Origin of the sequence: Komagataeibacter sp. FNDCR2, from assembly GCF_021295395.1 — a bacterium.
Taxonomy (GTDB): domain Bacteria; phylum Pseudomonadota; class Alphaproteobacteria; order Acetobacterales; family Acetobacteraceae; genus Komagataeibacter.
Window position 1 is genome coordinate 909,845 of the sequence record NZ_JAIWOU010000001.1, and the last position, 23,999, is coordinate 933,843.

The 23,999-nt window shown below is 66.7% G+C and carries 21 protein-coding genes, 1 tRNA gene and 1 other RNA gene; 19 read left to right on the forward strand and 4 right to left on the reverse strand.

Annotated elements, in window-relative coordinates; all coding sequences use genetic code 11:
• Positions 1-25: 25 nt before the first annotated feature.
• Together LDL28_RS04210 and guaD are read left to right on the forward strand one after the other, a co-directional pair.
• Positions 26-2,227 carry an FUSC family protein gene (locus tag LDL28_RS04210; RefSeq protein ID WP_233057356.1) on the forward strand — a complete coding sequence of 734 codons (2,202 nt, stop codon included), beginning with the start codon at positions 26-28 and terminating at the stop codon, positions 2,225-2,227.
• A gap of 43 nt (positions 2,228-2,270) precedes the next feature.
• The gene (gene guaD, locus LDL28_RS04215) at positions 2,271-3,611 is read left to right on the forward strand and encodes a guanine deaminase (RefSeq protein WP_233057357.1); all 1,341 of its coding nucleotides are present in this window, start codon (positions 2,271-2,273) and stop codon (positions 3,609-3,611) included.
• A gap of 25 nt (positions 3,612-3,636) precedes the next feature.
• Here guaD and LDL28_RS04220 read toward each other — a convergent pair.
• Positions 3,637-3,726, reverse strand: a tRNA-Ser gene (locus LDL28_RS04220).
• Between the two features lie 250 nt (positions 3,727-3,976).
• On the opposite strand from LDL28_RS04220, the gene rplU reads away from it, so the two are divergent.
• The 4 genes from rplU (at position 3,977) to proB (ending at position 6,968) form a co-directional block, all read left to right on the forward strand.
• Positions 3,977-4,291: a 50S ribosomal protein L21 gene (gene rplU / locus LDL28_RS04225; RefSeq protein ID WP_025812244.1), complete on the forward strand. Its 315-nt coding sequence runs from the start codon at positions 3,977-3,979 to the stop codon at positions 4,289-4,291.
• A 66-nt stretch (positions 4,292-4,357) separates the two neighbouring features.
• On the forward strand, positions 4,358-4,627 hold the full coding sequence (gene rpmA / locus LDL28_RS04230; protein ID WP_025812243.1) for a 50S ribosomal protein L27: 270 nt from the start codon (positions 4,358-4,360) through the stop codon (positions 4,625-4,627).
• 155 nt (positions 4,628-4,782) lie between these two features.
• Positions 4,783-5,820 (forward strand): GTPase ObgE, encoded by a 1,038-nt coding sequence (obgE, locus tag LDL28_RS04235; RefSeq protein WP_233057358.1) that lies wholly within the window; start codon positions 4,783-4,785, stop codon positions 5,818-5,820.
• Positions 5,817-6,968, forward strand: coding sequence for a glutamate 5-kinase (gene proB / locus LDL28_RS04240; protein ID WP_233057359.1), 1,152 nt, complete (start codon positions 5,817-5,819; stop codon positions 6,966-6,968). Before obgE ends, proB begins: the two co-directional genes overlap by 4 nt.
• Before the next feature lie 34 nt (positions 6,969-7,002).
• Here the strand turns inward: proB and LDL28_RS04245 are convergent, their stop codons facing one another.
• Entirely contained in the window at positions 7,003-7,662 is a 660-nt protein-coding gene (locus LDL28_RS04245) for a hypothetical protein (protein ID WP_233057360.1), read from the reverse strand.
• A 69-nt stretch (positions 7,663-7,731) separates the two neighbouring features.
• Positions 7,732-8,007 carry a DUF2312 domain-containing protein gene (locus LDL28_RS04250; protein WP_010509284.1) on the reverse strand — a complete coding sequence of 92 codons (276 nt, stop codon included), beginning with the start codon at positions 8,005-8,007 and terminating at the stop codon, positions 7,732-7,734.
• A 251-nt stretch (positions 8,008-8,258) separates the two neighbouring features.
• On the opposite strand from LDL28_RS04250, the gene zwf reads away from it, so the two are divergent.
• The gene (zwf, locus tag LDL28_RS04255; protein WP_233057361.1) at positions 8,259-9,740 is read left to right on the forward strand and encodes a glucose-6-phosphate dehydrogenase; all 1,482 of its coding nucleotides are present in this window, start codon (positions 8,259-8,261) and stop codon (positions 9,738-9,740) included.
• Positions 9,741-9,748: 8 nt separating this feature from the next.
• A complete protein-coding gene (locus LDL28_RS04260; RefSeq protein ID WP_233057362.1) occupies positions 9,749-10,207 on the forward strand; it encodes a hypothetical protein in 459 nt (152 codons plus the stop codon).
• Here the strand turns inward: LDL28_RS04260 and LDL28_RS04265 are convergent.
• On the reverse strand, positions 10,125-11,174 hold the full coding sequence (locus LDL28_RS04265; RefSeq protein ID WP_233057363.1) for an alpha/beta hydrolase: 1,050 nt from the start codon (positions 11,172-11,174) through the stop codon (positions 10,125-10,127). The genes LDL28_RS04260 and LDL28_RS04265 overlap by 83 nt on opposite strands.
• A 171-nt stretch (positions 11,175-11,345) precedes the next feature.
• Here LDL28_RS04265 and rnpB point away from each other — a divergent pair.
• The 11 genes from rnpB (at position 11,346) to murG (ending at position 23,997) form a co-directional block, all read left to right on the forward strand.
• Positions 11,346-11,759, forward strand: an RNA gene (rnpB, locus tag LDL28_RS04270) — RNase P RNA component class A.
• Between the two features lie 328 nt (positions 11,760-12,087).
• A complete protein-coding gene (gene mraZ / locus LDL28_RS04275) occupies positions 12,088-12,561 on the forward strand; it encodes a division/cell wall cluster transcriptional repressor MraZ (RefSeq protein ID WP_233057364.1) in 474 nt (157 codons plus the stop codon).
• The gene (rsmH, locus tag LDL28_RS04280) at positions 12,558-13,553 is read left to right on the forward strand and encodes a 16S rRNA (cytosine(1402)-N(4))-methyltransferase RsmH (RefSeq protein WP_233057365.1); all 996 of its coding nucleotides are present in this window, start codon (positions 12,558-12,560) and stop codon (positions 13,551-13,553) included. The genes mraZ and rsmH overlap by 4 nt, the downstream gene beginning before the upstream one ends.
• The gene (locus tag LDL28_RS04285) at positions 13,550-14,308 is read left to right on the forward strand and encodes an ABC transporter permease (protein WP_233057366.1); all 759 of its coding nucleotides are present in this window, start codon (positions 13,550-13,552) and stop codon (positions 14,306-14,308) included. Before rsmH ends, LDL28_RS04285 begins: the two co-directional genes overlap by 4 nt.
• Before the next feature lie 41 nt (positions 14,309-14,349).
• Positions 14,350-16,365, forward strand: a complete 2,016-nt coding sequence (locus LDL28_RS04290; protein WP_370636227.1) for a peptidoglycan D,D-transpeptidase FtsI family protein — start codon at positions 14,350-14,352, stop codon at positions 16,363-16,365.
• 5 nt (positions 16,366-16,370) lie between these two features.
• Positions 16,371-17,843: a UDP-N-acetylmuramoyl-L-alanyl-D-glutamate--2,6-diaminopimelate ligase gene (locus LDL28_RS04295; protein WP_233057367.1), complete on the forward strand. Its 1,473-nt coding sequence runs from the start codon at positions 16,371-16,373 to the stop codon at positions 17,841-17,843.
• Complete coding sequence (murF, locus tag LDL28_RS04300; protein WP_233057368.1) at positions 17,840-19,234, forward strand: UDP-N-acetylmuramoyl-tripeptide--D-alanyl-D-alanine ligase; 1,395 nt, start codon at positions 17,840-17,842, stop codon at positions 19,232-19,234. Before LDL28_RS04295 ends, murF begins: the two co-directional genes overlap by 4 nt.
• Positions 19,234-20,325 carry a phospho-N-acetylmuramoyl-pentapeptide-transferase gene (gene mraY, locus LDL28_RS04305; RefSeq protein WP_233057369.1) on the forward strand — a complete coding sequence of 364 codons (1,092 nt, stop codon included), beginning with the start codon at positions 19,234-19,236 and terminating at the stop codon, positions 20,323-20,325. The genes murF and mraY overlap by 1 nt, the downstream gene beginning before the upstream one ends.
• Positions 20,322-21,722 carry a UDP-N-acetylmuramoyl-L-alanine--D-glutamate ligase gene (gene murD, locus LDL28_RS04310; RefSeq protein ID WP_233057370.1) on the forward strand — a complete coding sequence of 467 codons (1,401 nt, stop codon included), beginning with the start codon at positions 20,322-20,324 and terminating at the stop codon, positions 21,720-21,722. Before mraY ends, murD begins: the two co-directional genes overlap by 4 nt.
• Entirely contained in the window at positions 21,719-22,885 is a 1,167-nt protein-coding gene (locus LDL28_RS04315) for an FtsW/RodA/SpoVE family cell cycle protein (protein WP_233057371.1), read from the forward strand. Before murD ends, LDL28_RS04315 begins: the two co-directional genes overlap by 4 nt.
• Positions 22,882-23,997, forward strand: coding sequence for an undecaprenyldiphospho-muramoylpentapeptide beta-N-acetylglucosaminyltransferase (gene murG, locus LDL28_RS04320; protein ID WP_233057372.1), 1,116 nt, complete (start codon positions 22,882-22,884; stop codon positions 23,995-23,997). Before LDL28_RS04315 ends, murG begins: the two co-directional genes overlap by 4 nt.
• Positions 23,998-23,999 lie beyond the last annotated feature (2 nt).

Sequence of the window (23,999 nt, forward strand, 5' to 3'; positions counted from 1 at the left end):
CCCTTGTCGCCGAAAGCCGTATATCGTGCCCGCAGACCTGCATCTTCTGCCTTCTTTCCTGAATCGAATTTTTAGTGGGAAGCATTTTCCCACCATCCGCGCCCCCGGCTATGGACGGATGAGTGGCCTGAAATGGCTTTACGCCCCCACGCCCGAAGCCCTGGGCTTCGCCATACGCACCACGGTGGCAGCCCTCATGGCGCTGACCATCGCAATGTGGATGGAACTTGATGACCCGCCATGGGCCGCCATGACCGTGTGGATCGTGGCGCAGGGCTCGCGTGGCGAAAGCCTGTCCAAGGCGCGATGGCGCCTGGTCGGCACCGCCATCGGCGCGATCAGCGCGGTCATTATCGTCTGTTCCTTTCCACAGGCGCCGTGGCTGTTCTTTCCCGCCATCAGCATGTGGATCGGGCTGTGCTGCATGTGCGCGACGCTGGTGCGCAACTTCCGCTCCTACGCGCTGGTGCTGTCGGGTTACACCTGCGCCATCATCGCCATGGCCGCCACGCGCCAGCCCGACAACATCTTCATGATCACCATGTCCCGCACATCCTATATCGTGCTGGGAATCACATGCGAGACACTGGTGGCGGTGCTGTTCGCCCATAACCTCGCCGCCTCCGCGCGCCGGAACATGCGCCAGAAAATCCAGCTGGCGCTAAGCAGCGCCACCGATGCCGTGGCCAACCTGCTGGCGGGGGACGACCAGGCCTTCATACGCTCGCGCGCGCTGTTCGGCACGATCCTGAGCATCAACGACCAGATCGAGTTCAGCGAAGTCGAGATGGGCCCCCACGGGCATGAAGGCGACCATGCGCGCGCGGCACTTGCCTCCGTCTCGGTCCTGCTGTCGCGCGGGCTGGGCATGATGGCGCGCATCAAGGCGCTGGAAACGCGCAACGAGCAGTTTACCGAAACTTCGCTCCTGACGCGCACCTTCCTGCTGGGCGTGCCGCCCCGGCTGGAAAACGACAGCGACATCGCGCACATCCTGCACGACCTTCAGGATCTGCGCGGGGTCTGCCGCCAGCGCATCATCGACGCCCTGACGCAGGAAATCGGCGCCACCCCGGGCGACACGGCGGAAATTGACGACCTGCTGAACTGCCGCATCCTGCATAACGCGCTGGATGAACTGCTGGGCGAACTCGAACTCGCCGTAAAGGAATTCGACGCCAGCCAGCACGAGATCCGGGGCGATCACTTCCATTTCCGCATAGAGGCGCACCGCGACTTCAAGGAAGCGGCCTATAACGGCATCCGCGCCGCCATCGCGATCGGCATGTCCGCGCTGATATGGGAAATAACGGCCTGGCCCAACGGTGTCGGCTTCATCACCATGGTCGCGGTCACATGCGGCCTGTTCGCCACGCGGGAGAACCCGGTGGTCGGCACCATGAGCTTCCTGCGCGGGGCCTGCTGGGCGGTGCTGGTTTCCGGGTTCCTGGTGCTCCTGTTCCTGCCGCGCCCGGCGGAATTCGAGATGCTGGCCGCCTGCCTCGCCCTGCCCATGATCGCGGGTGGGCTTGCCGCGCGCAATCCGGCCACGGCGGGGGCCGCCGCGTCCTATTCCCTGTTCCTGCCCAACCTCGTGGGGCCGGGCAACCAGACGCGCCTGAACGAGATCGCCTATTTCAACACCTCGTTCGCGCTGCTGTGCAGCATCGGCTTCGCCGTGCTGATCTTTCGCGCCGTACTGCCCTTCAACAATGATGAAGAACGCTGGCGCATGCGCAACCGTACCCTGCATGACCTGCGCCACCTGGCCGCCGCCCATCCCATGCCCGCCACCCAGTCATGGATCGGTCGCAACACGGACCGCTTCTCGCGCCTGATCCGCCATGCCGGGCCTACCCCCACTCCCACCATCGAGGCCTACCTGCAGGGCACGCTGTCGGCCATGACCATCGGGCTGAACATCATCCGCCTGCGCACCGTGCTGGAGCGCGGGCAACTGCCCGCCGCGGCCGAGCGGGCCATCGAACTGTTCATGAGCCGGATGTCCGAATTCAGCGGCCGTTACGGGCGCTTTGGCCGCACGGCGCGGGTGGCGCGCGGGGCCACGCGCAGCCTGCGCCGGCTGGAAGCGCGCGAGGGCAATATCACCTCCCGTATCGAGATCACGCGCGCCATTGCCTATCTGCTGGTCATTTCCTATGAACTGGGCGCAAACGCAGCCTTTCTGGATGCCTCCCAGCCCTATCGCGTCAGCGACGCCTCATAGCGCCGTGGCCTGACACGCGCAGGCCGGGGGGACGGAGCCGATCATGACCCTTGCCCCCCCGCCCGCCAGCGCCGCCCTGCGCGGCCATATCGTAACCTTCAGCGGCAATCCCTTCCTCATGCCGCCACACGATGCGCTGCGGGAGGAACCGGACGGGCTGGTCCTGATCCATGAAGGGCGCATTACCCATGCCGGCCCCTATGACAGCACCATCGCCCACCTGCCCGCGGGCATGCCGGTCACGGACCATCGCGGCTGCCTGATTTCAGCGGGCTTTGTGGACACGCATGTCCATTACCCGCAACTGCCCATGATCGCGGCCTATGGCGAACAGTTGCTGGAATGGCTGGAACGCTACACCTTCCCCACCGAGCGCCATTTCGCCGATGCCGGATACGCCACCACCATCGCGCGCCAGTTCCTGCGCACGCTGTTAAGCTGCGGCACGACCACGGCGGCGGTGTACTGCACGGTCCACCCGCAATCCGTTGATGCGTTCTTTACGGAATCGACCCGCCTCGGCACGCTCATGATCGCGGGCAAGGTGCTCATGGACCGTAACGCGCCCGATTACCTGCGCGACACCGCCCGGCAGGGCTATGACGAATCGCGGCGGCTGATCGAACGCTGGCACGGGCGCAACCGCCAGCATTATGCCGTGACCCCGCGCTTCGCCCCCACCAGCACGCCGGAGCAGCTTGAACTGGCGGGCGCGCTGCTTGGAACCGACGACACCCTGTTCATGCAGACCCACCTGGCGGAAAACCGGGACGAGGTGGCGTGGGTGAGCGAACTGTTTCCCGACAGCCGTTCCTATCTGGATGTTTACGACCGCGCCGGGCTGGTGCGCCCGCGCAGCGTGCTGGGCCACGGCATTTATGTGGACGAGACGGATCTGTGCCGCTGCCACGAAAGCGGGTGCGCGCTGGCGCACTGCCCCACGTCCAACCTGTTCCTGGGCAGCGGCGCTTTCCGCCTGCATGATGTCACATCCCCCCGCCGCCCCGTCCGCACGGGGCTGGGCACCGATGTGGGCGCGGGCACCAGCCTGTCCCATCTGCAGACAATGAACGAGGCCTACAAGATCGCCCGGATGAACGGCAACCGCCTGCACCCGGTCCAGGCCTTCTGGCTGGCCACGGCCGGGGGGGCGCATGCCCTGCATCTGGATGACAGGATCGGTACGATCGCGGCGGGCATGGATGCGGATCTGTGCATTCTCGACCCGCGCGCGACACCGCTTCAGGCCCTGCGCGCCGAAATGTGCGACAGCACGGCGGACCTGCTGTTCACGCTCATGATGCTGGGCGATGACCGCAGCATCCGCGCCACCTACGTCAACGGGCGCCTTGCCCATGAACAGGCGCGCGAAACAGCGATTTAAAGGGGGGATATCACCCGCGATGCAGTGGCGGAGAGGGTGGGATTCGAACCCACGGTACGCTTGCACGCACAACGGTTTTCGAGACCGCCCCGTTCGACCGCTCCGGCACCTCTCCATCTGCACGCGGTGATGCAGCGGCTTATAGGGGGGAGCGATAAGGGGCGCAAGGGGCTTTTTTGGCGCCATGCGGGTGGGCATAAAAATGTTGACCTTGCCCGCGCCACCCAGTAAAAGCCCGCATTCACCCCGCGCGGACGGGGGCGCCGCCGTAAATGGCGGCCAATATAAAAAGCGACTGGGCCGTGTCGCCTGCACCACGCCACGTGGCGCCGCACACGCCAAGAGATCGGAAAGACAGAAGAGACATGTTTGCAGTTATCCGTACCGGCGGGAAGCAGTACCGCGTTTCCAAGGATGCCGTCCTGAAGGTTGAAAAGCTGGAAGCCGAAGCCGGCGCCACGATCACATTCGATCAGGTTCTGGCCGTTGGCGGCGAAGGTGGCACGACCATCGGCGCGCCCACCGTGGCGGGCGCCACCGTGACCGCGACCGTGATTGCCCAGGACCGCCTGGCCAAGGTCATCATCTTCAAGAAGCGCCGCCGGCAGAACAGCCGCCGCAAGAATGGCCACCGCCAGCCGGTGACCGTGGTGCGCATCTCCGCGATCAACGCCGCCTGATCCCTGCCCCGGCCCGGAGCCGGACAGGTTCGATCAGAAAGATTTCAGTTTTAAGGAGTTCAGGCAATGGCACAAAAAAAGGCGGGCGGTTCGTCCCGTAACGGACGCGATAGCGCGGGACGTCGGCTTGGCGTCAAGAAGTTCGGCGGCGAAAGCGTCGTGGCTGGCAACATCATCGTCCGCCAGCGCGGCACGAAGATGAAGGCCGGCGTGAATGTTGGCGTCGGTCGCGACCACACCCTGTTTTCCCTGGTGGACGGGCAGGTGAAGTTCGAACGCCGCGCGGAAGGCCGTGTGCACGTTTCGGTGCAGAGCCTGCCGCTGGCGGCGGAATAAGGCACGCGCCTTATCCCGACGGGATTTCCCGAATTGAAGGGGGCGGTCATTCTGGCCGCCCCTTTTTCGTATGATACCGCACCCTGTTCTCTGGTATCATGCACGCACATGGCGCGCGCGTGCGCGCGTTCCGCGCCCCTACCGGATCGCAGGCAATGAAGTTTCTTGACCAGGCCAAAATCTATGTAAAATCCGGCGATGGCGGTGACGGTGTCGTCGCCTTCCGCCGGGAAAAATATATTGAATTTGGCGGTCCGGACGGCGGCAATGGCGGCCGGGGCGGGGATATTGTCTTTGAGGCGGTCGATAACCTCAACACCCTGATCGACTTCCGCTACACCCAGCATTTCCGCGCGCGCAAGGGCGGCAACGGCGCGGGCTCCGACCGCACCGGCGCGGCGGCGGAAACGGTTGTGATCAAGGTGCCGATCGGCACCCAGATTTTCGATGAAGACCGCGAGACCATGCTGGGCGACCTCGATACGGCGGGCATGCGCCTGCTGCTGTGCCGTGGTGGCGATGGCGGGCGGGGCAACGCCCATTTCAAGACCAGCACCAACCGCGCGCCCCGCCGGGCGGACAAGGGCTGGCCGGGGGAGGAACGCTGGGTCTGGCTGCGCCTGAAGCTGATTGCCGATGTGGGGCTGGTTGGCCTGCCCAATGCGGGCAAATCCACCTTTCTGTCCACCGTATCGGCGGCGAAGCCCAAGATCGCGGACTATCCCTTCACCACGCTGCACCCGCAGCTCGGGGTTGTCCGGCTGTCCATGACGGAAGAATTCGTCATCGCGGATATTCCCGGCCTGATCGAAGGCGCGCATGAGGGCAGCGGGCTGGGCGACCGCTTTCTGGGTCATGTCGAACGCTGCGCGGTGCTGCTGCACCTGATCGACGGAACGGCGGAGGATGTGGTCGAATCCTGGCGCACCATCCGCCATGAACTGTCCGAATATGGCGGCGGACTGGCGGACAAGCCCGAAATCATCGTGCTGAACAAGATCGACGCCCTCCTGCCCGAGGAAATGGAGGAACGCCGCACCGCCCTTGAACAGGCCAGCGGGCAGAAGGTCATGTGCATGTCCTCCGTCGCGCATCTCAATGTGGACACGGTGCTGCGCCAGCTACAGGATTACGTAACCCGCGACCGCGCCGAAAAGGCCGGACGGGAAAAAGGGGAGATCCCCGCGACATGACGGACCTCCCCCTTCCCTCCCTACGGGCGGCGCGGCGTGTCGTCATCAAGATCGGGAGCGCGCTGATCGTCGATCCGGCCCTGGCCGCCCCCCGGCAGGCATGGCTGGACAGTGTTTCGCAGGATATCGCGGCATTGCGCCAGCAGGGCACCGAGGTCGTGGTGGTGTCATCCGGCGCGGTCGCGCTGGCGCGGCACCATCTGGGGCTGACACGGCCCGTGCTGCGGCTGGAGGAAAAGCAGGCCGCGGCCTCGGTCGGGCAGATCCGGCTGGCGCAGGCCTGGACCGATGCCCTGTCGCAACGCGGCCTGACCGCCGCGCAACTACTGCTCACCCCTGATGATACCGAACACCGCACCCGCTACCTGAACGCCCGCGCGTCGCTCAACACGCTGCTGGCGCTGGGCTGCGTGCCCATCATCAACGAAAACGACGCCATCGCCACGACCGAAATCCGCTTTGGCGACAATGACCGCCTGGCCGCCCGCGTGGCGGAAATGATCAACGCGGACCAGCTTGTGCTGCTCTCCGACATTGATGGTCTTTATACCGCCGACCCCCGGAACAATCCCGACGCCCGGCACCTGCCGGTCGTCACCGCGCTGACGGAAAGCATCGAGGCCATGGGCGGCGCGCCCCCGCCGGGTTATTCCTCGGGCGGCATGCGGACCAAGCTTATGGCCGCGCGCATCGCCACGCAGGCGGGCTGCGCCATGGCCATCGCGCTGGGCAAGGGGCTGCACCCCCTCGCCCGCCTGCGCGATGGCGGGCGATGCACATGGTTCCTGCCCACGGCGGATGCCCGCTCGGCCCGCAAGAACTGGATCGCGGGCAGCCTGACCCCGGCGGGCCATGCCGTGATTGACGATGGCGCGGTCAAGGCGCTGGTTATGGGGTCATCCCTGCTGCCCGCGGGTGTCACCGCCATTGCGGGGAACTTCGACCGGGGCGACCTGATTGCCGTGCTGGACCGCCACGGGCAGAAAATTGCCTGCGGGCTGGCGGCCTACGCGGCGGATGAGGCGCGCAGGATCGCGGGCCACCAGTCGGACGAGATTGAATCCCTTCTGGGCTGGCAGGGCACCGATGAACTGATCCACCGTGACGATCTCGTCCTGCTGGCCCGCACGGAGCCCGCCACGACCTGACGGCGGATGCCCCGCCTGGCTTAGTCCGCCCGGCTTAGTCCGCGCGGGGCGGCCAGCGCAGGGTCGGCTCGGTGCGCGACCCGCGCTCGGGTGGCCATACGGATGCACGTACCGGGCGGTGCATGGGAGCAGGCGGCGCGTCCGCCCCCCTGCGGCTCCATTCGGACAGGCTGGGGGATGGCGCATCGACCCCATCCTCATCCCCGGCGCGCGCCTGTCCAGCCGGGTCGGGCCGGGGCGCAACGGGGTTACGCACCACATTACGTGGCGATGGTGGGGTCAGGGGGCGTTCGTCCCGGCCACGCACGGGTTCCGTGGCCATGGGGCGCGCGGGTGGGACGCGGTTCGGACGGCGTTCATAGGCGGGAATATCGCTCTGCGCCGCATCCGCCCCATATTCGGGGGCCAGCGGTGCGGCCGGGCGGGCGGGCGGCTCCGGTTCCCACACGGGAACATCCGGTGGCGTGGCCATATCCACCGGGGCGGCTGGCGGCGCGCTGCCCGGTCCCATCGCCATGACCCGCAACTGGGCCTGAAGTTCATCAAGCTGCACGGCCAGGTTATCAAGCCGCCCCTTTACGCCAAATACCGCGAAAGGCACCAGCAGCCACACCAGCGCGAACAGCAGGCCACCCACCACGAGCGCGGCCTGCGCCCAGGGCGGCATCCATTGTGGAAATAGGGACGACAGCATATCGCGCCACCACCTGAACTGAAGTTGACCCGGCGGCGCGCGACCCGGTACGGCCGCGCCGCCAGGGCGTTACATGCCAAGCGCGCGGCGGTAGATGTCAAGCAGGGTTTCCTGCTCCTCCACTTCCGCGGGTTCCTGCTTGCGCAGGCGGATGATCTGGCGAATCACCTTTACATCAAAGCCCGCGGACTTGGCTTCGGTAAAAATGTCCTTTATGTCGCCCGCAAGCGCCTTGCGCTCTTCCTCAAGCCGTTCGACGCGTTCAATGATGCTGCGCAGGCGGTCGGCTGCGATACCGCCGACCGCAGCGGACTTGTCTTCCGCCTCGAAATTGTCAGCATTCATGGCAGTTGTCTCCAGATATCGTGATTGTGCCGTTCCGCGCCCGTCGGACATATGAAGGGAATGTCACTAGGCGACAGGGTGGAACGGCGGGATTATCGCGCCGTTGCCCGATGGTCAATGCCAACTTGACAGCGTGAAGAAGCGGGCCGTAATCGGGACGGCAACCGGTATGCCGCTTTCATGTCATACCCAATAGGCCGCGTGCCTTCACCGGCGCGCAGGCACCAGATACAGGCAGGAGGCCGAGTTCCATGGCACATCTTCCCCCCGTTGACGCCTTTGATTACATCGTTTTTGGCGGAACGGGGGATCTGACCATGCGCAAGCTCCTGCCTGCGCTCTATTATCGCTACCGCGATGGGCAGATCCCCGATGAATCGCGCATTGTCGGCACGGCGCGCTCCCCCCTTTCACGCGCGGACTACCAGCAGCGCGCCCACGCGGCGCTGAGCACGCACGTCCAGCCCGACGCGCTGGATGACGCCACGGTCCAGCGTTTCCTGAACATGGTTTACTATGTCAGCCTCAACGGGGCGGAGGCCGACAGCAACTGGCCAGCCATCCGCGAACTGCTGGGCTCCGCGCCCGCCTCGCGCATCCGGGTCTATTACCTTGCGACCTCGCCCGCGCTGTATGGCCAGATCTGCGAGAACCTGAGCAGGCAGGAACTGATTACCGAACAGTCGCGCGTGGTGCTGGAAAAGCCGATCGGCACCGACCTCGCCAGCGCGGAAGCGATCAATGACAGCGTTGGCCGCCACTTCCCGGAAAATCATATTTTCCGCATTGACCATTACCTGGGCAAGGAAACGGTCCAGAACCTGATCGCGCTGCGCTTCGCCAATCCGGTGTTCGAGCGGCTGTGGTCGTGCGATGCGATCGACTATGTGCAGATCACGGCGGCCGAAACCGTGGGCGTGGAGGGGCGCGGCGCGTATTACGACCGCTCCGGCGCGCTGCGCGACATGATCCAGAACCACCTGCTGCAGGTGCTGTGCCTTGTGGCGATGGACCCGCCCGTATCGCTGGAAGCCGACAGCGTGCGCAATGAAAAGCTCAAGGTGCTGCACGCGCTCAAGCCCATCGCGGCGGATGACGTGGCCATCTATACCTCGCGCGGGCAGTACACGCGCGGCACCATCGGGGGCAAAACGGTGGGCGGCTACCTGGAGGACCTGGGCGAAGGGGTGACCAGCGAGACGGAAACCTTCGTGGCGCTGAAGGCCGAGATCCTGACATGGCGCTGGGGCAACGTGCCGTTCTACCTGCGTTCGGGCAAGCGCATGGCGGAAAAGTGCAGCGAGATCGTGATCCAGTTCAAATCCGCGCCGTGGTCGATCTTCAGCAACCGGCCCGAACCCAACCGGCTGATCATCCGCATCCAGCCCGATGAGGGGGTGATGCTGTGCGTGTCCACCAAGGATCCGACACCAACCGACAGCCTGACCCTGCGTGCCGCCGACATCAACATCGAATTCGAAAAAGCCTTCAACATCCGCTACCCCGATGCCTATGAGCGGCTGCTGCTCGATGTGGTACGCGGCGATCCGATCCTGTTCATCCGCCGTGACGAGGTCGCCGCCGCATGGCGCTGGATCGACCCCATCCTGCAGGGCTGGAAGGAAAACAAGGCCCCGCTCGAACCCTATGCCGCTGGCACGTGGGGACCGGAGGGCGCGCGCAACCTGCTCTCGCAATCGGGCCATCTGTGGCACGAGGACATGAAAAAATAACCGCCCATATGACCACCCCCCCCAACCCGCCCGCCGCGCCGCGCCTGACCCGCAGGCGCGCGCCGCTTACGCTGCGGCGGCGCATCCTGCGCCGCGTGTTCATGATCGTGCCGATGGCGGCCCTTGTCTTTCTTGTCGGGCGGATGGGCTGGCTGGATCAGGCGGCGGACAAGCTGACGTTTTCGCGCATGAGCTGGTTCGACAATACCGCGCTGGTCGAACATTTCCGCACTATCGTCACCCATAACGGCATGACATCGGACGCCGGGGACTGCCTGCTGTTCGTCCTGAACGGCAACGACCCGCCGGACGCCACCCGCATCGACGTGATGGAAAAACACTCCGGCGCCTGCCCCGGTGACCGCAACACCCTGCCCCACCTGTTCACGTTGCAGATCGACCGCCTGGGCCAGACCGCGCAGACGGACTGGCAGTCCCCGGGGCTGTTCCACCCCCTGCCCCGTTAGGCTTGCGCCCTTGCGGGTTTTCCCCCCGCAGCACGCGGCGCAGGGCCTGCGCGCCATACCGGATCGCGTGCCGCCCCGCCGGGAGGAAGGAATAGAAGTTCAGGAATCCATGCACGGTGCCGCGCCATGTCCGGGTCTCGGCCTGGCTGCCGGCCTGCTGCATGGCGGCGGCGTAGCCCGTGCCCTCATCATGCAGGGGGTCGCATTGCGCCAGCGCGATCACCGCGGGCGGCAGCCCCGCCAGCGAGGGGGCGAATATGGGCGCGAGTCGGGGGTCGCGCAGATCGGCGGGCGTGCGGATGTACTGCTCGGCATACCATTCCATAAGCCGGGTCGAGAGCATGTAGCCGCTGGCATAGGTCTGGCGTGATGGAACCGCCCGCTCCCCGTACAGCGACGGGTAGAACAGCAACTGCATGGTCAGTGCCGGCCCACCCCGGTCGCGCGCCCGCTGGCTGAGCACCGCCGCCAGCGTGCCGCCGGCGCTGTCGCCCGCCACCGCGATGGGACCGCCCCAGCGATGGGCCTCTCCCGCCAGCCATTGCAGCGCCTGCCAGCAATCCTCCACCGCATGGGGAAAGCGGTTTTCCGGCGCAAGACTGTAGGACAGGGACAGCACCGCCGCCCCCGACTGCCGCGCCAGCCTGCAACATATGCCGTGGTGGGAATTCAGCCCGCAATGCACATAGCCACCCCCATGCATGAACAGCACCACGCCATGCACCCGGCCATGGGGCACGTACAGCCGGGCAGGCCGCAGGCCGTCATGCCCCGGCACCCGGCAGTCGATCACGCGACGGACCTGCAATGCCGACAGGCCCATGGGAAAACATGGGCGGTCAAGCTTGCGCCGCAGATCCGCCAGCGTGTGGGGCTCCCCGGCGCGGCGGCGGTTGCCCCATTTCAAGCTGCCCAGCAGCGCGCGCGTCAACAGGCCGACTCCGGTCGGTGGTGCTGAATCCGGCATCAGGCGCGAACCCTGGCGGGACGTTCGGATGGACCGGCACCACCACATTGCCATAAGCCGGGCTTTTGACCCGGTATGTGGGCAGGAAATCGGACCGGAAAGGACACAATGGGGACCATGGGCACCAATTATAGCTTGACGCCCCCCCCATGCACCGCCAGTTTCCGCATGCCAGACGGTCGGACGGTCGCTGTCGCATGGTTCACCATGTGATGGAGGAAAGTCCGGGCTCCACGGAAAAACGGTGCCGGCTAACGGCCGGCGGGGGCGACCCCAGGGACAGTGCCACAGAAAACAGACCGCCCTCACGGCGGTGCCGGTAGCAATACGGGCAGTGTTGGGGGCAAGGGTGAAACGGTGCGGCAAGAGCGCACCGCATCCATGGTAACATGGATGGCAGGGTAAACCCCACCGGGAGCAAGACCGAATAGGAACGGCGGATGGGCCGCAAGGCGCCATCAGGGGTTTTTCCGCCCCGTCGTTCGGGTTGGTCGCGCCAGATGCGCCGCAAGGCCCATCGCAGAGGAATGACCGTCCCGTCCCTTCGGGGGCGGACAGAACCCGGCTTACAGACCGTCTGGTATTTTACCCCTATCCGCCCGTGCGGCAGCTATTGGCGGTCTGCCGCCAAAAGTTGTTTACAAGTATTAACATAAAGAACAAACCATAAACAGTCCACATTGCCGCCATATTGTGTCGTGATCGTGCGCTTTACCTGAACACACCGGAAACTGTGCTGAATAATAGCAGTTTCCAGCCATCTTTTGCGCATCTTTAATTGACCGCCCATGAAATCCCATGTTATCCCATTTCCCTACCGGGCAGAGGGTGGACGCCAGAATTCAGGCGCGACACCACGCTCTGGATACGGGCGGCTTCTGAAATTCGTGCCAGAGGGAGGGCATCGCGCAGCGTGAGTGTATTCCTGGGCACACACCAGAACCGGCTGGACGCGAAAGGACGGGTTTCCATTCCCTCCGCATTCCGCACGGCGCTGCGTGCCAGGGCCAAATCGGGCGAACCGCTGGCTATCCTGCGTCCGTCCCATCTGCATCCCTGCCTGGAGGCATGGCCCGCCGATGCTTTTGCCGCACTGACCCGCCCGCTGGATGAGATGGATATTTTTTCAGAAGACCACGACGACCTCGCCACCGCGCTCTACGCCGATGCCTATCCATTCGAAACCGACAGGGAAGGCCGCATTCTGCTGCCCGAGACCCTGCGCGCCCATGCGGGACTGACCGAGCAGGTCACGTTCATGGGGCTGGGCCGCACCTTCCAGATCTGGGATCCGCAGGCGGCCGAACAGCGCCGCGCCGCCGCCCGCGCCAGCGCGCGCCGCCTGACCGCGGGCCGCGGCCCCGCCAATGCGGGAGCCACGCCATGAACGCCCATTTCCCCCCGCACGACCCCGGCCATGTTCCCGTCATGCTGGCCGAGGTGATGGACTACCTCGCCCCGCGCGACGGTGGCCGGTATGTGGATGGCACGTTTGGCGGCGGGGGATATGCCCGCGCCATCCTCGCCGCCGCCGACTGCCGGTTATGGGGAATCGACCGCGACCCCGCCGCCATCGCCCGTGGCGATGCGCTGGCCGCCACCTGCCCCGATGGGCGGGGGGGATCCCGGCTGCGCCTGCTCCATGGCGGCTTCGGGGACATGGCGGCCCTGCTGGCGGAAGACGGCGTTACGACCGTGGATGGAATCGTGCTGGATCTGGGCGTGTCCTCCTACCAGATCGACGAGGCCGATCGCGGCTTCTCCTTTCGCATGGATGGCCCGCTGGACATGCGCATGGCCGATACCGGCCCCACGGCGGCCGATGTGGTCAACACCCTGCCCGAGGACGAACTGGCCGACATCATCTACCATTATGGCGAGGAACGCCTGTCGCGCCGGGTCGCGCGCGCCATCGTGGCCGCCCGCGCCGAATCCCCCCTGCTGCGCACGACGCAACTGGCCGATGTGGTGCGTTCGGTCGTGCGGCCCGACCGCTCCGGCATCGACCCCGCGACCCGCACGTTCCAGGGCCTGCGCATCCACGTCAACGACGAACTGGGCCAGATCCGGCGGGTGCTGGAGCAGGCTCCCGCCCTGCTCGCGCCCGGGGGGCGGCTGGTCGTCGTGTCCTTCCACTCGCTGGAGGACAGGCTGGTCAAGCAGGCCATGTCCAGCGCCGCCGGGCGTATGCCCGCACCCTCGCGCCATGACCCGCGGGCCATGACCGCACGCGCGGCGCCCACGCGCTTTACGCTCCTGACCGGCCGCCCCATCCGGCCCGGCCCGGCGGAAACCAGCCGCAACCCACGCGCCCGCAGCGCCAGGCTGCGTGCGATGGAATGCATCACCCCCCCTCCAGCATCGGAACCTGCCGCATGAGTCGGTTTGTCACGTTATTCTGCGCCATTGTGGCGGCGGTGTCTGGCCTGTTCCTGTATAACAAGAAGCAGCAGACCACCGCGCTGGACCACCAGATTGCCCAGATCGTGGAGCAGACGGAGCGCACCCGCTCGCAAACCGCCATGCTACGCGCCGAATGGGCCATGCTGAACCAGCCCGACCGACTGAGCGCCCTTGCCAGCCGCTACGACAAACCCCTGCAATCCGTCATGCCCGCGCAGTTCGTGCAGATGTCGGCGCTCGTCACGCACCTGCCCGCCATCGGCAGCGCGCCGAGCCACCCCGCGCCCGCGCCCCGTGCCGCGATGGTGGCGACACTGGCCGCCGACCATGTGCCGGCACCGGCTCCTGACACCACGGCCACATCCCAGCCCACGCGCGTAGCCGCCGCACCGTTCGCCATTGCTCCCGCGCCCCGTGCCGAACATGCGGTAATGGCCGTTCACCATGAAGCGCCTCCCGCCCGCGCGCTGGCGCAGAACGAGAGCCGGGTGCCCCCCGTCCATGCCACTCCGGCCGAGCATGTCCGCCCGCCCGAACGGGTCGCCACCGCCGAACCGGCCCCGCCCGCGCCGCTGCGTGACACGATCGTCCCCCCCGCTGCCAGCTACCATGCCCGAACGCCGGGCATAGCCGAAGCGGCGTGGCGCCCGGCGGTATCGCATATGGGCACCACATCGCTGGGCACGCCGCATATCGGCGCCCTGCCCCCACCTGTGCCGGTCAGCAACTGACCTGATTTTCCTTCCTACCGGCTTCCCGGCCCGGAACACGCATGAGCAACCCGATCCATGACCGACGCGACGGAGGCGAACAGGCTTCCTTCCCTATGGGGGGCGGCCTGCGCGCGCTCATGGCGCAGGACCGGATGCATGCGCGGCTGCTGGCGCTGGCCGGGATATTCTGCGTTCTTTTTTCGGCCATCAGCCTCAAGCTGACCCTGGCCACCATCATCCGGCCCATGCCGCCCCAGCAGCAGCAGATCGCGCCGCAGGTCCCCCCCATACCCAAAAGCGACCCGAAGGGCATGATCGCGGGGGACATCGCGCTGCCACAGGTGCACCGGGCCTCGGTCATCGACCGGAACGGACAGGTGCTGGCCATGTCGCTGCCGGTGGCGCAGGTCTATGCCAACCCGCTTGAAATGATCGACACCGCCGATGCGGCCCACAAGCTGAAAAAGGTGCTGCCCACCCTGAACGAGGAGGAAACGAAGCGCCGCCTGTCGCTGAACAAGCAGTTCGTCTATCTGGCGCGTGACATTTCCCCCGCGCAGGAACTGGCCATCAACAACCTTGGCATCCCCGGTGTCTATTTCGAACCGGGTGAGCGGCGTCGCTACCCCATGGGGCGGGTGGCCGCCCATATCCTTGGCGGCGTGGACATTGACGACCATGGCGTGGCCGGAATCGAGCGGTATTTCGACAGGCGTCTGGACGATGACCGCGCGCCGCTGCGCCTGTCGCTGGATGTGCGCGTGCAGAACGTGGTGCATGACGAACTGCAGTCCGCCATGGACACATTCCAGGCCATCGGGGCCTGCGCCATTGTCATGGACGTACATTCCGGCGAGATCATCAGCATGGTCAGCCTGCCGGATTACGACGCCAACGACTTTGGCCGGGCCGCGCCCGATTCACGCTTCAACCGCGCCGTCACCGGCATGTACGAGCCGGGTTCGACCTTCAAGCTCCAGACCACCGCCATGGCGTTGCAAGATGGCGTCGCCCATATATGGGACCGTTTTTCCAGCACGCCCATCAAGATCGGCCGTTTCACCATTTCGGACATGAAATCCGACCATTTCGATCCGTGGCTGTCGCTGCCCGAAGTCATGGCCTATTCCTCCAACCCGGCGGCGGCGCATATCGCGCTGGATGCCGGGGCCGCGCGCCAGCAGGACTGGCTGCGGCGGATGGGTTTTTTCGCGCGCGTGCCGATCGAACTGCCCGAGGCGGGGCGGCCTATCGTGCCCTCCGTGCATAACTGGGGCGTTTCCACCACCATGACGGTCGCCTTTGGCCATGGCATGGCGGAGCCACCGCTCTCGATCGTGCGCGGCACGGCGGCCACCGCCAATGGCGGTTTCCTGCTCAGACCGACACTGATCGCCCATGAAAGCGCGCCCGCCGGCAACGGAACGACGCCCGATGCAAACGCCACCGTTCCCCCCGATGCGGAGCGCCTGATCTCGGCCGCGAACTCGGACATCCTGCGTCGCATCCTGCGGCTGGATGTGGTCAAGGGCACGGGGCAGAAGGCGGAGTCCGTCGGTTATTATGTAGGCGGCAAGACCGGAACGGCGGAAAAGATCGGCCCGCATGGCGGCTACCTCAAGCATGTCAACGTCTCCGCCTTTACCGGCATTTTCCCCATGAACGCGCCGCATTACGCCATCTATGTCATGCTCGACAGCCCCAGGCCCACCGCGCAGACCCATGGCTGGACCACGGCGGGATGGAACGCCGCGCCCACGGCGGCGCAGATGATTACGCGCATCGCCCCGCTGATGGGCCTGTTCCCCGACACGCAGCATGAAGCGACGATCGAGGCGGATCTCGCCATTCCCATGCGTCCCGCCGTGCCGCGCGGCTACCGCGCGCTGGGGCCGGGTTACGACCCCGGTACCGAACATCTGCACGAACATGAGCATGAGCCGCCCGCGCCGTCCGCACGCCGCGCCCATGCCCCACATGGCGCGACGGACACCGCGCAGGTTCCGGCCCATACCCTTCATGTCCGCAACGATGACAGCCACCCGCCCGCGCAGCAGCCAAGCAACAGGGGATAAACACCATGCGTCTGCCTGAACTCCTGCGCCGCGCGGGCACGGATATAGCGCCGCCCGCCGCGACGGACCGCCTGGACATAACCGGCATTTCAGCCGACAGCCGCGCCATCCGCCCCGGCATGATCTTCGCGGCGCTGCGCGGCACCCATACCGATGGCAGGGACTACATCACGCAGGCCATCGCCGCCGGGGCCGCCGCCGTGCTGCTGGAGGCTGATCCGGCCTTTTCCCCGCCCGCGGTGGGGCCGGTCCTGTTCACACATGATGCACGGCGCGCGCTCAGCCTGATCGCACGCGCCCTGACCCCCCGCCTGCCATCGCGCATCGCCGCCGTGACCGGCACCAACGGCAAGACCAGCACAGTGGAATTCCTGCGCCAGATCTGGACCTTGCAGGGGTTGAAGGCGGGCACGATCGGCACGCTGGGCGCTGTCGCGCCCTGCCCCCTGCCCGATTGCGGCCCCGTGCTGACCACGCCGGACAGTGTCGGGCTCATGCGGCTGCTGGGAACCATGGCGCGGGCGGGTGTCGACCATGTGGCGATGGAAGCCTCATCCCACGGGCTGGAGCAGCGCAGGCTGGACGGGCTTACGCCCTATGCGGCGGGATTCAGTAACCTGACCCGCGACCATCTGGATTACCATGGCAGCAGCGAAGCCTATCGCGCGGCCAAACTGCGCCTGTTCGACACCATCCTGCCCGAAGGCGGCATCGCCGCCATCAATGCGGACATGGATGAGACGACCGGCGCGGCGCTGCGTGAAATCGCGCGGCGTCGCAACCTTGTCATGCGCACCACCGGCACCCGTGGCGAGACCCTGCGCCTGCTGGCGGCACGGCCGACACCGACCGGGCAGATCCTTGAACTCGTCACCCCTTCGGGCCGACACGAGGTCGTGGTGCCGCTGGCGGGCCGTTTCCAGGTCGATAACCTGCTGCTGGCCGCCGCCATGGCGGGCGTGGAGGATGAAGCGCCCGACCGCGCGGTCGGGCAGTTCGAACACCTGCACGGCGTACGGGGGCGGCTGGAACAGGTGGCCGTACTGCCCAACGGGGCGGCGGCCTATGTCGATTACGCCCATACGCCCGATGCGATCGAGCGCCTGCTCCAGTCGCTGCGCCCGCATACACGCGGCAGGCTGGTAATCGTGATGGGCGCGGGCGGCGACCGTGACCGGGGCAAGCGCCCCGTGATGGGGGAAACGGCCACCCGCCTGGCCGACCGGGTGATCGTGACGGATGACAACCCCCGCACGGAAACCCCCGCCGCGATCCGCGCGGAAATACTGGCCGCCGCCCCCCATGCGCTGGAGGTCGGGGACCGCCGCCACGCCATCGCCACGGGGCTGGACATGCTGGAAGAGGGTGACGTGCTGGTCGTGGCGGGAAAGGGCCATGAACAGGGACAGATTATCGGCCGCGAGAGCCTGCCATTTGACGACGCCACGGTCATCCGTGGCCTGACGGGGACTGAATGACACTGTTATGGAGCCGCGCGGACCTTCTGGCCGCGACATCGGGGCGTTTTCCGTCATCCACATCACATAATATCGCGGGTACGGGTGTCTCGATCGACACCCGCACGCTCAATGCGGGGGATGTCTTCATCGCCCTGCGGGGTGAACGCAGCAATGGCCATGAACATGTCGCCGCCGCCCTGCATTCTGGCGCCGCCGCCGTGGTGGTGCATGAACCCTGCGGCATTGATGACCCGCGCATCCTGCACGTGGCCGATACGCTCGACGCCCTGCGTGACATGGCCCGTTTCGCACGCGCGCGCTTCGCCGGGCGCGTGGTGGGGGTGACGGGCAGCGTGGGCAAGACATCGGTCAAGGACATGCTGCGCCATGCACTGCAGGCCTGCGGGGCGACGCATTACGCCGTGGCGTCCTACAACAACCACTGGGGCGTGCCGCTCACCCTTGCCCGCCTGCCCGCCGATGCCGCCTATTGCGTGAGCGAGATCGGGATGAACCATGTAGGCGAGATCCTGCCGCTGGCGCGCATGGTGCGCCCCGATGTGGCGGTGGTGACGACGGTCGCCTCCTCCCATCTCGGGCTTATGGGCAGCATCGACGCCATTGCGCGCGAAAAGGCGGAAATCCTGCGCGCGCTGCCCGCGGGGGGGACCGGCATCATTCCCGATGGCATTACGGGTGAGGACCATTTCGCGCGCAACGCCGCGCAGGCGGGCGCCACGCTATGGCGCGCGGGTCATAACGCGGACTGTCCCGTTTACGCAGGCGACGCTACGCATGACGCGCGGGGCAGCCGTTTTGAACTGCGCCTTCCGGGCTGGCGGGGCGTGGCGCACATCAACGCGCCGGGGCGGCACATGGCTGATAACGCGATGCTGGCGCTGGCGGCGGCTTATGCCTGCGGCGCGGATATGGACCACGCCGTGGCGGGTCTGGCCACGTTCGCCCCCGGCGCGGGACGGGGCGCGATGGCGCGTGTGATGCAGGACAAGGTTGCACTGCTGGATGAAAGCTATAATGCCTCTCCAGCTTCCGTGCGTGCGGCCCTTGACCTGCTTGGGCTTGTCGCCACCGGGCGGCGAGTCGCCGTGCTGGGTGACATGCTTGAACTGGGCACGTTCGCACGGCATGAACACCAAGCCCTTCTCCCTGCCCTCCGCGCGAACGCGGATATCGTCTTCTGTTGCGGCCCGAATATGAAAACACTTTTCGACACCCTGCCTTCTTCCCTACAGGGGGGGTGGACACCCGATTCCGAACAGCTTGCCCCCCTGGTGCGCGCGGCCCTGCGCGCGGGTGACACGGTCATGGTCAAGGGCAGCCATGGCAGCCGCATGCGCCATGTCGTCACGGCGCTGCAAACGGACGCCGCCCGGGTGGGACCGGCCTGATGCTGTATGACCTGTTCCAGCACCACACCGCCGCCCATACCTCCGTGCTCAACCTGTTCCGCTACATCACGTTCCGCTCCGGGGCCGCGTGCCTGACCGCGCTGCTGATCAGCCTGTGCCTGGGCAACCCGCTGATCGCGGAACTGCGCCGCATCCAGCGCGAGGGCCAGCCGATCCGCAAGCTGGGGCCGGAGCGGCACCTGGTGGAAAAGGTCGGCACCCCCACCATGGGCGGCGTGCTGATCCTGCTCTCGCTTTTCGGTTCGACGCTGCTGTGGGCCGACCTGCATAACGGGTTTGTCTGGGCGGTTATGCTGACCACGCTGGCGTTCGGCGCGGTGGGCTTTGCCGATGATTACCTGAAACTGTCGCGCCGCAATACCGATGGCGTTTCAAAGCGCATGCGGCTGGGCTGCGAATTCGGGGCCTCGCTGATCGGCGGGATCTGGCTGGAAAGCCTGATGCCGCCCGATCTGGCCAATCACCTCGCCTTTCCCTTCGTCAAGGATCTGCTGCTGCCCCTTGGCTACGCCTTTCCACTTTTCGCCATGATCACGATCACCGGGTTCGGCAACGCCGTGAACTTCACCGACGGGCTGGACGGGCTGGCCATCGTGCCGGTCATTATCGCGGCCCTTGTCTTCGCGCTGATTTCCTATCTGGTGGGCAACCACATCTTTGCCGACTACCTGCAACTGCACGCGGTGCCCGGCACGGGGGAGCTGGGGGTGTTCTGTTCGGCGCTGGTGGGGGCGGGGCTTGGCTTCCTGTGGTTCAACGCCCCGCCGGCGGCCGTGTTCATGGGGGATACGGGGTCGCTTGCGCTGGGCGGCGCGCTGGGCGCCGTGGCGGTGGCGGTCAAGCATGAACTGGTGCTGTGCATTGTCGGCGGCCTGTTCGTGGTGGAAACGTTTTCCGTCATCATCCAGGTGTTCTGGTACAAGCGCACCGGGCGGCGCGTGTTCCTGATGGCGCCGCTGCACCACCATTTCGAGAAAAAGGGCTGGGCTGAATCCAAGATCGTGATCCGCTTCTGGATCGTGTCCATCGTGCTGGGGCTGTGTGGTCTGGCCACGCTGAAACTGCGTTGAACGGCGTCTTTCCCCCCACCCTTTTCACCGGTTTCCACTATGGCGTGGTGGGGCTGGGCCGTAACGGCAACGCCGCCGTGGCGGCCCTGCTGGCCATGGGCGCCACCGTGCAGGCATGGGATGACCGCGAGACCACGCGCGCGGCGCTACCGGCCCATCCCCGGCTGAAGGTTGCGCCATTCACCACCATGCTCGGGCTGGCCGGACTGATCCTTTCCCCCGGCATTCCGCACCACCTGCCCACGCCCCACCCGCTGGCGACGATGGCGCGCGACGCGGGCGTGCCGATCCTGTCGGATGCGGAAATCCTGTTCCGCGCCGTGCGGGCGGCGGGCAGCCGCGCGCGTTTCGCGGGGGTCACCGGCACCAACGGCAAATCGACCACTACCGTGCTGCTGGCCCATATGCTGGCGGCCAGTGGCGTGCCGGTGGCGGCGGGCGGCAATCTCGGCCCCGCCGCCCTGTCGCTGCCGCTGCTGCCCGATGATGGCGTGTACGTGCTGGAAATGTCGTCCTACATGCTGGAACGGCTGGACCAGTTGCATTTCGATGCCGCCTGCCTGCTCAACCTGAGCGCCGACCATCTGGACCGCCATGGCGACATGGCGGGCTATGCCGCGGCCAAGCTGCATGTATTCGACCACCAGCACGCGGGCGACCTGGCGGTGCTGGGTGCCACCCTGCCCGACCTTACGGTCCTGCGCCGGCGGCTTGCGGCGACGGGCGCGGATATTGCCTGCATTAGCGGGGCGGAAACCGTGCAATGCGACCTGTACTGCACGCCGCATGCGCTACGCGACCATCACGGCGTCATTGCCGATCTGGGCGCGGTCCATGACCTGCCCGGCACCCATAACCGTGAAAACGCAGCCGCCGCCACGGCCATGGCGCTCCATCTGGGCATGCCACGCGGGGCGGTGGAACCGGCGCTTGTCTCCTTTGCCGCCCTGGACCACCGGCAGAAGCTTGTGGCCAGCATCGGGGGCATCCGCTTCATCAACGACAGCAAGGCCACCAATACGGATGCGGCCGCGCGCGCGCTGGCCTGCCATGACCGGATGATCTGGATCGCGGGCGGCACGGCCAAGGCGGGCGGGATCGAGGCGCTGGCCCCCTGTTTCGGGCGGATTGTGCTTGCGCTGCTGATCGGGCGCGACGCCCCGGAACTGGCCCGCACGCTGGCCCATTACGGCATTCCCCACCGCATCGTCCACACACTTGACCGCGCGGTGCCCGAGGCGCTGGAGGCGGCGCGCGCACTGGAGGCGGATGTAGTGATGCTCTCGCCCGCCTGCGCCAGCTTCGACCAGTTCAGCGGGTTCGAGGAACGTGGCGCGCGCTTTGCCGCCCTGGTGCGCGACCTTGCGGCCGGTCCGGGGGGAAGCGCGCCCGGATGAGCGGCATGTCGCGCATAAACACATCGCAGGCGGCGCGATGGTGGCGGAGCATCGACCGGGTCACGCTGATCTGCGTGGGGATCCTGATCGGGTTCGGCTATATCCTGATGCTCGCGGCCAGCCCGGCGGTCGCGGTGCGTATCGGCGCGTCGCGCGACATGTTCATTTTCAAGCAGGTCTGCTTCCTGATCCTGGCGGCCCTCATCGTTATCGCCACCTCCCTCCTGTCGCTGCGCGGCGTCAGGCTGGTGGGGTGGATCGGGTTCGTGCTGGCGCTGGGGGCCACGTTCCTGACCCTTGTGCATGGCATCGAGATCAAGGGCGCGCGGCGCTGGATCGCGTTGCCCATGATGTCGGTCCAGCCCTCGGAATTCCTCAAGCCCTGCTTTGCCGTGGTCACCGCGTGGCTGCTGACCCGGCGCCGGGGGCGAAAATATTTTCCCGGCCTGCTGGTCGCGTTCGGGCTGTTCGGGCTTGTGCTGCTGCTGCTCAAGTCGCAGCCCGATATCGGGATGCTCAGCGTCATCACCACCGTGTTCCTGACCCAGTTGTTCATTGACGGGCTGAGCCTGTTCCTGGTGGGCGCGGGCGCGGCCAGCATGGTCGCGGCGTTTATCGGGGCCTATATGGTGTTCCCGCATGTGCGCTCACGCGTCGAGCGGTTCCTGCACCCGGCGGTGGGCGACCATTACCAGATCGACACGGCCCTGCGGGCGTTCGGCAATGGCGGCCTGCTGGGGCGTGGCCCCGGTGAGGGCCGGGTGAAGGATCTTCTGCCCGACGCCCATGCCGACTTCGTATTCGCCGTGGCGGGGGAGGAATTCGGCATGCTGGTCTGCCTGTTCATCATCGGCGTCTTCGCCACGATGGTGATCCGCACGCTGCTCAAGCTGTTGCATGAGAACGACCCCTTCATCGCGGTGGCGACGGCCGGGCTCATGACGGGCTTCGGCCTTCAGGCCTTCGTCAACATGGGGTCCACCCTGCACCTGATCCCGACCAAGGGCATGACGCTGCCATTCATTTCCTATGGCGGGTCGTCAGCCATGTCGGTTGCGCTTACAATCGGCATGGTGCTGGCCCTGACCCGCAACCGGCTGGGCGAAGGCCGGTTCGGATCCTTCGGCACGCCCCCTTCCCCAACGCGGAAAGCATCATTATGACCCGTCACTGCATTGCTGTCGCGGCCGGAGGAACCGGTGGCCATTTCTTCCCGGCCGAGGCGCTGGCCTGCGAACTGGTGCGCCGGGGGCATGACATCATCCTCATGACCGACCGCCGCGCGGGCGTGCGCGAAAACGGCATCTTTGCCGGGCGGCAGCAGTTTGTCCTGCCCGGCGCCGGCATTGCCGGGCGTGGCCCCGTGCGCGCGGCGCGCGCGGCCATGGCGCTGGCGCGCGGCGCGATGCAGGCGCGTCGTATCCTGGGGCGTATCCGGCCCTGCGCCATTATCGGGTTTGGCGGCTACCCCTCCGTGCCGCCACTGCTGGGCGGGAGCCTGCTGCCGCGCGGCACCCGGCCGCTCCTGTTCGTGCATGAGGGCAATGCGGTGCTGGGCAAGGCCAACGGCTTCCTCGCCCCGCGCATGGACGCGATCGCCACGTCCTTTCCCGTCGTGGCGGGCGTGCCCGCGGCCACCCCCACCACACTGACCGGCATGCCGGTGCGCCCCGACATCACGGCGCTGGCGGGCGAAGGGTACAGCCCCTCCAACGGTGTGATCAACCTGCTGGTATGGGGTGGTTCGTTGGGCGCGCGCGTGTTCAGTGACGTGGTGCCCGCGGCCCTTGCCGCGCTGGCCCCAGCCCTGCGCGCGCGGCTTCAGGTAACGCAGCAGGCCCGGGCGGAGGATGTGGAGCGTGTGGCGGCGGCGTACAGGGCCGCAGGCATTCCCGCACGAATCGCCCCGTTCCTGAATGACGTGCCCGAGCGCCTGCGCACGGCGCATCTGGTCATTGGCCGGGCGGGGGGATCCTCGGTCGCGGAACTGACGGTGGCGGGCCGCCCGTCGCTGCTGGTGCCGCTTCCCATCGCCGCGCGCGACGAACAGGGGGCGAATGCCCGCGCACTGGTGGAAGCCGGGGCGGCGTGGATGATCCGCCAGCCCGATTTCACGACACCCGCCCTGACCGAACGCCTGACCACCCTGCTGGCTGACCGCGACCTGCTGGCCCGCACGGCGCGGGCCGCCGCCAGCCTTGGCCGCCCCGATGCCGCCGCCCGTCTGGCGGACATGATAGAAGCACGCTTGCCTGACCGGCCCCACACCGCTTAATT